Origin of the sequence: Falsochrobactrum shanghaiense (assembly GCF_003149535.1) — a bacterium.
Taxonomy (GTDB): domain Bacteria; phylum Pseudomonadota; class Alphaproteobacteria; order Rhizobiales; family Rhizobiaceae; genus Brucella; species Brucella shanghaiense.
This window is the reverse complement of sequence record NZ_QGDB01000022.1, coordinates 1-9,451: the sequence shown is the minus strand read 5'-3', so window position 1 is coordinate 9,451 and position 9,451 is coordinate 1. Positions and strand designations below refer to the sequence as shown.

Here is a 9,451-nt window from a genome sequence, read left to right as displayed (position 1 = left end):
TCGGTCCGTACCTTGACAACAGCCATAGACTAGTACCCCACCGGCGCTATTATCTTTTGAGCAGTAGAGCAACGAGTTCCGCCTGTCTGCCAGTTCCGGTTTTCTGGAATATATTTCGCATATGAAAGGCAACGGTGGATCGAGAGACACCGAGATCAGACGCGATCTGAGTTAGGTTCCTGCCTTGTGTGAGCGCTTGCGTGATCCTTATTTCTGCGGGTGTGAAGCCATAGGACCCCGATAGTGTTGTAAAGTCGGGGCTAGTTGGCTCCATTGAGCGTGCTGAACGGATACGTCCGATCTGGCGCAGTCGCGCTTCGACGGTCGCCAACAAGAGATCATAATCGATCGGTTTGACGAGGTAATCATCAGCACCAAACCGCTTGCCATCAACAATGTGCCTGGGATCGGCAAGGGCCGAGAGGAACACAAACGGAATTTCGGCATAATCCGGCCCCTTTTCCTGCAGCGCCTCAAGCACGCCATAACCGTTGAGTTCGGGCATGGAGATATCGCAAAGAACCAGATCGGGGCAGACACAAGCCAGCCTGTCGAGCGCCTGCTTACCATTGTCGGCTTCAACCACATCATAGCCAGTCTCGACGAGTTCATCCCTGATGTCACGCCGAAGCTGCGCTTCATCCTCAATGCAAAGGATCACAAAAGGCTTTCGGTTCGGAGACGGTGCAAATGTCATGCCGACTCCTTTCGTAGCGCCATGTCTGTAACAGAGGGGGAACCGGAGGCACCGCTGGGCAGCAGCATCGCCAGCCGAACCATGCCCGGTTCCGAATTTCGCAATCGCACGTCACCTCCCTGCAAACGGGCAAGTGCTCTGGCCATATAGAGGCCGACGCCGATACCGGGACGGCCTTCCGTATTGCTGCCTCGATAATAGCGTTCGAACAGCGCTTCCTGTTCAAATGATCGCTCCGGAGGTCCAATGTTAGACACTACGCATTCTATCTGCGTGCCGGTGTCGGCGAGGACAATGCTTATGGGTGTCTTTGCCGGTGAATATTTAACGGCATTGGACAGCAGATTGTTAAGGATGTGTTCTGCATGCACGGGATCACAATAGGCAGCGGGAGAAGCGCCGTCGGGAAGCGTGACAGTTATCCGCCCTTCGCCCGTATCGTCGGTCAAGCGGCTACAAATATCCGCAACGAGGTTGCCGAGATCGCAAAGCTGACTGCGGACTTCGATCTGGCCTGCATCGAGGCGTGCGGCGTCGAGGGTACTTTCCACCAGCCGCACCAGACGCGCGATAGCACCGCGGGCTTCTTCGCCCCGTTTCAGGAGTTCGTCCGGCGTTAGTTTGTCACGTCGGCGCATCAGGCGCTGAAGCGCGGAATCGACGAGGGCAAGCGGGGTGCGGAACTGGTGCGAAATCATGGTGCCGAAGTTCCGATAAAGATCGGCTGTGGCGCGCTCTCGGGCCAGGGCTGCGTCAAGCTCCTGCGTACGTGCCTGTACCATTTGCTCCAGATGATCACGATGATTGGCAATCTCCCGCTGGGCTGCCCTGCGTTCTGTCACGTCAGACACCAGCAGGATCGTGCCAATGATACGGCCCCCGTCACGCAGCGAGAAACAGCGCAAGTCGACATAAAGCGGTTCGGACTGTTGAGATGGAAAGAACGGTTGGTCCAACAGTGCAACAGCTTGCCCCTGAAGGGCATCGCTGATTGCCTGCTCGATCCTGTCCACCGCAAAAAAGCCGGAGAGTTCGTTCAGCATCGCGCCCGTGGCCCCGTCAGCGCCGAGGCCAAATAACCGCTCGGCAGCTTCATTCCAGACCGTGCAGCGTCGATTCATATCTACGGCGATGATGCCTTCGCCGCTGGAGCCGATCAAAAGCTCGGAGAATGCTTTTTCCTTGTTTAGCAGGCGAGTCCGTTGCCTTGCATCGCGGATCGCCAGCAAAAAATGGATGCAAAGCACAGTGCCCGCCAGCGATATGCTGATCATGGAGATGATGATGTGCCAGAGTTGTTTTCGTGTTGCGTCAAGTGTAGCGCCAAGATCTTCCCATTCGGCCACCATTGCCTTATTGGCGGCTTCCGTAAGTGCTGCATTGTAAGGCACAAGCAGAGCTTTGATATCGGGTACTATCTCTGGTCTGGGCCTCATCAGCAGCGCTTCAAGCTCAGGCAGGCTTTTACGCAAGGCGTCAAGCGCCGCAGTAGCTTCAAGTGCTTCCATCCGGCGGCGTTGCGGTCCATCATTAAGCAAGGCAAGTCGGCTGAGAAATACGTTATAATGCAACTCCATCTGCGCGGGATCAACTTCTCCAGCAACGCTGCCCGCCAAGGCCTCGCTTAATTGAAGGCTGGAAATATGCGCCCGCGAAATCACCCACAGCATGTTTTGGGTGGCTTCAATACGCATATCCCGCTCGGTGTTTAACAGGCGCATCAGTGAGAAGGCCAACAGCGCGACGAATACGACGATGGCCAGAACCGGCAACGCAACGCCGACAAATGCACGCGCAGGCTGGCTCATCCAATGTCCAGCCATCGCAATTGCCAGACCCAGCGATAATCAAAGCGAATATCCTGCAATTCGGCATGCTGGTCACGCGGATAGACTATCCATAGCGGCCCCTTGTCGCTCGGCGATAGCGGTTCTCCGTCCATTTCATAGGCCACGAGAACGTCGAACCGGTTGAACTCCTCGATTTCTATTTCAATCACGTAGTCATTCAGGGCTCTCGCCGTCACACTTGTGCCCTGGGCGCCGACATGTGCCAGAAGATCGCGCATCAGAAAGCCGTCAAAGCGGCGCACGCCATCTGTGACCGCCGTCGTTGTTTCCAACCGGGCTGCAGGCAGCGCCCTCAGCATCGTCATGTCGAAATGCGCTGCCCCTTCCGCATTGGTCCTCGAGACAGCGCCACGCACTTCAAGTATGAGGGGTGACTTGGGAGGTAACAATACTGACTGATCCTGGCCATGAGTGGCGGACGTAAGGTAAAACAACGTGGCTGTCAGAATAGAAAAGAAAAATACCTGCAAATCGACGCGCTGCCCCCAAGCTGTGTCCCGTCCTTTGTGTACCCGCTTAATTTATATGTTTTTCTCTCCTGGGTAAAGCTTGCCCAACTATACTCACATTTTCCGGCATGTCCCTATTCAAATGGATGGGGCATGTTTGCTTTGCTTCTGCTAAATTTTCCCGGACAGATGTGGAAGGCGGGGTAGAGCATGTGGGATTTTAGTGTTAGCGGCGCGCTGGCAATGATGGCGCGGACCATGCAGTTCATCGTGCTGCGGATGGCCGTCTATTTCGGTATTGCCGTTGGCTACGTTCTGGTGACCGGAACCGGCGCGGGCATCGGCTATGGCGTTGGCGGCTTCGGTGACGAAGGATTTCAGGCCAATACGACCATGTGGGGCGGCATCATGGGGTTCGGCCTGTTTGGCGCCATCATGTACTGGGCGCGCGAATACATCCTTTATATCGTCAAGGCGGGTCATATAGCGGTGCTGGTCGAACTGATCGACGGCAAGCCGATGCCGGACGGAAAGTCACAGGTCAGCCATGCGACAGCGGTGGTAAAGGAGCGTTTCGCTCAGGCCAGCGTGCTGTTTGCCATCGATCAGCTGGTCAAAGGCGTGATCGGTGCGATCACGGGGCTGGTGCGCGGCATCCTGACCATTCTGCCGATACCGGGCGCAAGGCAGGTTTCCGGCATCTTGCACGCCTTCCTGCGGGTTGCCGTCGGCTTTATCGACGAAGTTATCCTGGCCTATGCAATCCGCACCGGCTCGACCAACGCCTGGGGATCGGCACGGGAAGCGCTGGTGCTTTACGGGCAGAACTACAAAATCATGCTCAAGAATGCCGCCTGGCTGGCGATCATCGTCTATTTCATGAGCTTTCTGGTGTTTCTGGTCATGCTCGCGCCGGCTGCGCTCGTCGTCTACTTGATGCCGGGTGCGTGGGCGGCCGGTGGCTTCGTGTTTGCGCTGCTGTTTGCCTGGAGCGTCAAGGCGGCATTGCTGGAGCCATTCGCCATCGCCTGCCTGATGCAGGTGTTCTTCAAGACCATCGAAAATCAGCAGCCCGATCCCGAATGGGATGCGCGGCTGGAGCAGATGTCTGCCAAATTCCGCAAGCTGAAGGCGCGCGCCATGGGGGCGTCGGCTGGGTCCGGCATCCACGGCAACGGCGATGTGCGGCCAGCATGAAACAATCTACGGAACGAAACATCATGATGAAAGCTCTGAAGACAGCACTGGTCGCGGCCACCGCCATCACCACGCCCTTGTCGGTCGCCGCAGCGGCGGAAGATGTGGTCATCGTCTATGACGCCTCCGGCTCGATGTGGGGCCAGATCGACGGCACCAGCAAGATCGAGATCGCGCGCGACGTGATGGCCGATCTCGTGACCGGCTGGTCCGACGACATCAATCTCGGCCTCGTCGCCTACGGGCATCGTTCGGAAGGCGACTGCCGTGACATCGAGACCTTGATCGAGCCGGGGCCGCTCGACCGGGCAAGCTTCATCAGCACGGTGAACCGCATCCGCCCGAAAGGAAAGACGCCGATTTCCGCCGCGGTTCAGCACGCGGCGGAACTCCTGTCCTATCGCGACAACCCCGCCACTGTGGTGCTTATTTCCGATGGTCTGGAAACCTGTCAGGCCGACCCTTGCGCGCTGGCCGAACAGTTGGCCCGGCAGGGCGTGAAGTTCACGACCCATGTCGTCGGCTTCGACCTTGAGGATCAGGCCCATGAAAGCCTTGCCTGTATTGCCGAAAACACCGGCGGCGTCTTCGTTCCGGCGCAGAATGCCGATGAATTGAAGGCCGCACTGGCCCATGTCCAGTCGGTGATGGATTTGCAGCCAATGACGCCGCCAGAGGCCGAAGTGGCGCCTGAGCCGGAGCGGGAGCGGCAGCCGGAGCCACAAGCTGAAGTAGCGATCCAGGCGCCGGAACAGGTGACGACTGGATCAAGCTTCAAGGTAACCTGGTCGGCTTCGATCCATCCGGAAGACTATGTCACCATCGTTCCGGTCGGAGCCGAGGAAGGAAAATACACCAACTATCAGCGCGTGCGTGATGTCACCGAAAACAGGTTGATCGCGCCCGCCCAGCCCGGTCTGTACGAGGTACGTTACGTCACACGGAAAGATGGCCATACGCTGGGGGCAACTCCCGTCGAGGTTGTCGAGGCCGAAATCGGTATCACTGCGCCGCAACAGGTGACCACAGGCGCAAGTTTCAAGGTGACATGGTCGACGTCGATCCATCCGGAAGACTATGTCGCCATCGTTCCCACCGGAACCGAGGAAGGAAAATACACCAACTATCAGCGCGTGCGCGATGTCACCGAAAACAGACTGACCGCGCCGGCAGAGCCCGGCCTTTACGAAGTACGCTACGTGCTGCGCGAAGGAGGCCGCACCATGGCGTCTACGCCTGTGGAGGTCGTTGAAGCCGAGATCGGGGTCACCGCGCCGAAAGAGGTGACCACCGGTGCAAGCTTCAAGGTGACCTGGTCGGCGTCGATCCATCCGGAAGACTATGTCACCATCGTTCCAGTGGGAGCCGAGGAAGGAAAATACACCAACTATCAACGCGTGCGCGATGTCACCGAAAACCGATTGATCTCGCCCGCAGAGCCGGGCTTTTACGAAGTACGCTATGTGCTGCGCGAAGGGGGCCGCACAATGGCGTCCGCCCCGGTGGAAGTCGTTGAGGCCGAAGTGACGGTGAGCGGCCCCGATGTCGCCAGGGCCGGAACCAAGATTCAGGTGAGCTGGTCGATCTCGATCCACCCGGAGGACTATGTCACCATCGTTCCCGCCGGGACCGCCGAGGGAAAATATGCCGACTATATCCGGGTTCGGGACGCACGTGCCGGTGAGATGAAGGCGCCAGCTGAAACAGGGCTTTACGAAATCCGCTATGTGTTGCGCGAAGGGGCCCGCACTCTTGCCAGCCACCAGCTGGAAGTGGTGGCGCAAGACGCGTCGCTGGATGACGGGGCCGGCCTGGCGGCACCGGCAGAGGCCGGGGCCGGCGAGACGATCACCGTGTCGTGGCGCGCGGAAGCCGGAAGCGCGGACCAGCGCGTTGCCCTTGCCCGCGCCGATCAGGCCGATTTCAGCTGGATTGCCGCGCACAAGGTCGGAGGGGAAAAGTCGCTGGAGCTGCAAATGCCGGCACAGGCCGGAACCTATGAAATCCGGTTTCTTGACGTCAGCGGCCGCAAGGTTCTGGGCCGTGCGATCGTAGAGGTGAAATGACCATGACACACACATTCAAGGCCGCATTGCTTGTCATGGCGCTCGGCCTGGCCGCGTCTGCCGCCCATGCCGAAATCGATGGCCACGGCCCGGATGCCTGGCGCGTCACGGGCGTCTCCGGCAACGATGTTCTCAATGCCCGGATGGGCCCCGGCACCAACTATCCGGTGATCGAGACATTCGCCCACAATGAACGCAACATGCAGCAGATCACCTGTGTTCCGTTCTACACCGCGGCCCACTACATGGCGATGACGCAGGCGCAGATCAGCGCGCTGCCGCCCCGCTGGTGTCTGATGCGCAACAAGGCGATGAGCAAGGCGGGCTGGGTGGCGCAACGCTATATCACCCCCGATGGTAGCGAGCCCATCGCCGCAGCGACGAAGTCCCGCCCAGCACAGCCAGCTCCCGAACCCTATGCAGCAGCCCCCGGCATCGATCCGGTTGCTCAGGCGCAGGACCTGGTGCGTGAGCTCTACGAACGCCAGTTCCAGTCGGAAAACAGCAATCTGCCGAACGCATTCGATCCTGCCGTATCCAGAAACTACTTCACCGACGACATCGTCGCCTGGCTAGCTTCCGGCAATGTCGGTGCACATCCTCTGTATGGCGCGCAGGACTTCGACGGTGCCATCGAAGACCCCATGCCCGACCCCGACCAGCCGATGCTGCGCGGCATGATCACCATCAATGTCGACTTCACCAATTTCGGCAAGGACCAGCGCGCGGTCTTTTACCTGCGCGCCGACACCACCAAACCCGGCGCGCCATTGAGGATTTTTCGCGTCGAGCACGACGGCTGGTCCTATCCGTAGGCAATGGAGAAAGAAGTGATAACGAGAAACTTTGGAATGGCCGAGCGTAGAACCGGATTCGTTGTCATGATCGGCTTGTTTAGCAGCTTGATACTGACAGGTTGCAGCGCGGAGGCGGAAGCGCCAACATCAGAAAGTACCGCCGCCGTCGCAATAAGTGCTTTGGAAACATCGACAGGTCACTACGAATTTACGCCGACGACATGCGCCATCTATAGCCAGGATGGTTTCGACGATATTGAAATCCAGGGGCCAGGGACGACGCCAGATGGAGAAAAGTTCTTTTTTGAACTGTCGTCCACGGCAAATGCGATGACCATCGGTCTCGGCGTTGATGGCCCGTTCACTAGCCCCGAGCGGCAGCTCAAGGCCGGACGCATCTATTCGCAGGAATTCACCATTGTGACTTCCGGGCGGCAACTGTCCGTTACCAACCTGATGCTGGTAGATGAAAATGGTGCATCTATTGATGACCATGCCACCCTGAACATCGATTGCGGTGTACATTAAGGAACGGAGTTTGGAATGAAAAGGACTGCCGCGGCACTAATGATTGCTGCATATTTTGCTATACCAGCTTTCTCACAGGAACTGCCTGTGTATGCCGAGACGGGAACCATCGACATCACATTCGGCGATGAGCGAATAACTCACTACACAACGTGGAATACTGTGCCGAATAATCCAGATCGCGAAGTGCATACCGCAAGCTGGCTGATCATGAAGCCGCAACTCATGGGCGGTGTTAATATTTCCCCGGATGATGTGTTCGTGCTGATCACATCACGTGACACTCTGGACCCGAAACCTGGGCAGTCGTCATTGCGGGTAGAAATTTCCCTGAACCCGGAAACGCTCGAGCTGAAGTCAAAGCCTGCCGCCTCCATTCGCTTTCATCCCAAAGATGATGACAGTTTCTATGCACTGACCGAAGGCGCACTCAAAATCGAAAGTCTGGCCAGGATTGATGCCAACAGTTTCGCTATCGTAGCCAATGCCGAAGGCGTGATGACGGGGCAGAATAGCGATATAATTGCTCATAATCCTGAGGACGCGGTGAAATTCAGCGCCCGCTTCGATCTGCAGAAAATTGTCAATAGGGGGACTATTCAACTACCTTGAGCTCGGAACACAGATGTGGACCCTCTTCGCTGGTTATCATCCCAGCCAGCGGCCTCTGAAAATGCAGCAAGACCGCACTCGATCACATGAGCCGGAAGTCAAAGTCACTTGCGCAAGCAGGCAAATTCAGAAGGGATCCCTCACTGAAAAGCGCCTCTGATCGTCTGGCCAGTGTTCGTCGCTTACCTTCGTTGTCGTTTATGATCAGCGGTTTCGCCAATGACGTATTTGTGGGAACCCCGGTAGCGTCTTGTGTCAGCCTCGACTGAGTGATGGTGTTTTCTGCCTTCTTCAATTCCCGTCTTTTGGTCGATAGCCTGGATTGTGCTGCAGTAAGCTCTATTTGCCATTCACCTGTAGCTACTGGATCATTGCAACCAAAAATTCTTGCCAGCCAACGTATGCTGGTGGCACTAATTCCTTTCTCATTCTGGCCTTGTTGCATGGATCAGTTTGCGGTCACGATACCCCTATCCCAGGCCCCATTTATGAGATGCGAACGACCTCTGCACGTCCCAATTCGGTCATCCGGTCGAGAACACAGACCCCGATCATTGCTGCTGTTTCTGGTTGTCGAAGGCTTTTGCTTTAAGTTTGGGTCCGATCACAGTTTTCCATCGGCCCATCAGTGTCTCGCCGCGACTACGCTGATTATAGCCGGTGGACTTTTGCCATGCCAATCGCCCACAGGTGTTGATTTCGGCAATATGCCGGTCTCGCACTGATGGAGCGAGCGCCGATTGCAGGCTGGGAACTGCTGTTCTGGGCGGAGGAATAATAACCTCAGCATTCTCACCAAGCCGTGTTTTTAACAGATCACGCGATGGCGCTCGATCGTAAACGCCATCCGCAATAAACCTGTCAACACAGCCATCAATCTGAGCAAGAAGATCGGGCAAAGCAGTTGGATCGCCAACATCATCCGCAGTCAGCTCAGAGCAAACGATCTCTCCACTGACAAGGTCCAGACCCAGATGAAGCTTGCGCCATCTTTTTGCGTTTCAGCTTGGTCCTGCGCTTGTTTTCCAGCCATTCACCCGCACCGAAGACCTTCAATCCCGTGCTGTCAATCACCAGATGATAAGCGGAACAACTGCTTAGAAAGCGTGAGAATACTTCGCTAATGTCCAAATTAAAGCGCAAAGCGGTTTGTCAGCTTCGAGGCCTAAACGGTCGGTCGGTTTTCGGCAGCGCAGAAGAAATAGTCGCGGTGGAACTAAACAGACATCTATAACCGTTTCCGCCCCATTTCTGT

At 56.9% G+C, this 9,451-nt stretch carries 9 protein-coding genes; 5 read left to right on the top strand and 4 right to left on the bottom strand.

All coding sequences use genetic code 11. The annotated features are described in order from the left end of the window. Positions 1 to 49: 49 nt before the first annotated feature. The 3 genes from DKP76_RS18715 to DKP76_RS18705 all read right to left on the bottom strand — a co-directional run bounded on the left by DKP76_RS18715 (position 50) and on the right by DKP76_RS18705 (position 2,936). Positions 50 to 697 carry a response regulator transcription factor gene (locus DKP76_RS18715; RefSeq protein WP_109708158.1) on the bottom strand — a complete coding sequence of 216 codons (648 nt, stop codon included), beginning with the start codon at positions 695 to 697 and terminating at the stop codon, positions 50 to 52. Beyond that, positions 694 to 1,971, bottom strand: coding sequence for a PAS domain-containing sensor histidine kinase (locus DKP76_RS18710; protein ID WP_425349422.1), 1,278 nt, complete (start codon positions 1,969 to 1,971; stop codon positions 694 to 696). Before DKP76_RS18710 ends, DKP76_RS18715 begins: the two co-directional genes overlap by 4 nt. Positions 1,972 to 2,501: 530 nt before the next feature. Next, positions 2,502 to 2,936, bottom strand: coding sequence for a putative pterin-binding protein (locus DKP76_RS18705; protein WP_199224865.1), 435 nt, complete (start codon positions 2,934 to 2,936; stop codon positions 2,502 to 2,504). A 270-nt stretch (positions 2,937 to 3,206) separates the two neighbouring features. On the opposite strand from DKP76_RS18705, the gene DKP76_RS18700 reads away from it, so the two are divergent. Genes DKP76_RS18700 through DKP76_RS18680 form a run of 5 tightly spaced genes read left to right on the top strand, consistent with a single transcriptional unit; the run spans position 3,207 to position 8,196 of the window. Next, a complete protein-coding gene (locus DKP76_RS18700; protein ID WP_109708155.1) occupies positions 3,207 to 4,193 on the top strand; it encodes a hypothetical protein in 987 nt (328 codons plus the stop codon). Positions 4,194 to 4,216: 23 nt separating this feature from the next. Continuing rightward, positions 4,217 to 6,259: a vWA domain-containing protein gene (locus DKP76_RS18695; RefSeq protein WP_158279474.1), complete on the top strand. Its 2,043-nt coding sequence runs from the start codon at positions 4,217 to 4,219 to the stop codon at positions 6,257 to 6,259. A 2-nt stretch (positions 6,260 to 6,261) separates the two neighbouring features. Next, positions 6,262 to 7,074 (top strand): SH3 domain-containing protein, encoded by an 813-nt coding sequence (locus DKP76_RS18690; RefSeq protein ID WP_109708153.1) that lies wholly within the window; start codon positions 6,262 to 6,264, stop codon positions 7,072 to 7,074. Between the two features lie 36 nt (positions 7,075 to 7,110). Further along, the gene (locus tag DKP76_RS18685) at positions 7,111 to 7,584 is read left to right on the top strand and encodes a hypothetical protein (protein WP_109708152.1); all 474 of its coding nucleotides are present in this window, start codon (positions 7,111 to 7,113) and stop codon (positions 7,582 to 7,584) included. A gap of 15 nt (positions 7,585 to 7,599) precedes the next feature. Then, positions 7,600 to 8,196, top strand: coding sequence for a hypothetical protein (locus tag DKP76_RS18680; RefSeq protein ID WP_146198959.1), 597 nt, complete (start codon positions 7,600 to 7,602; stop codon positions 8,194 to 8,196). 551 nt (positions 8,197 to 8,747) lie between these two features. Here the strand turns inward: DKP76_RS18680 and DKP76_RS18675 are convergent. Beyond that, positions 8,748 to 9,143, bottom strand: a complete 396-nt coding sequence (locus tag DKP76_RS18675) for a transposase (protein WP_245410297.1) — start codon at positions 9,141 to 9,143, stop codon at positions 8,748 to 8,750. Positions 9,144 to 9,451 lie beyond the last annotated feature (308 nt).

Bases quoted from the DNA above. Each gene is read 5' to 3' on its own strand.
- DKP76_RS18680 (WP_146198959.1), top strand. From the start codon at position 7,600: ATGAAAAGGACTGCCGCGGCACTAATGATTGCTGCATATTTTGCTATA.
- DKP76_RS18690 (WP_109708153.1), top strand. From the start codon at position 6,262: ATGACACACACATTCAAGGCCGCATTGCTTGTCATGGCGCTCGGCCTG.
- DKP76_RS18695 (WP_158279474.1), top strand. From the start codon at position 4,217: ATGATGAAAGCTCTGAAGACAGCACTGGTCGCGGCCACCGCCATCACC.
- DKP76_RS18710 (WP_425349422.1), bottom strand. From the start codon at position 1,971: ATGATCAGCATATCGCTGGCGGGCACTGTGCTTTGCATCCATTTTTTG.
- DKP76_RS18685 (WP_109708152.1), top strand. From the start codon at position 7,111: ATGGCCGAGCGTAGAACCGGATTCGTTGTCATGATCGGCTTGTTTAGC.
- DKP76_RS18700 (WP_109708155.1), top strand. From the start codon at position 3,207: ATGTGGGATTTTAGTGTTAGCGGCGCGCTGGCAATGATGGCGCGGACC.
- DKP76_RS18715 (WP_109708158.1), bottom strand. From the start codon at position 697: ATGACATTTGCACCGTCTCCGAACCGAAAGCCTTTTGTGATCCTTTGC.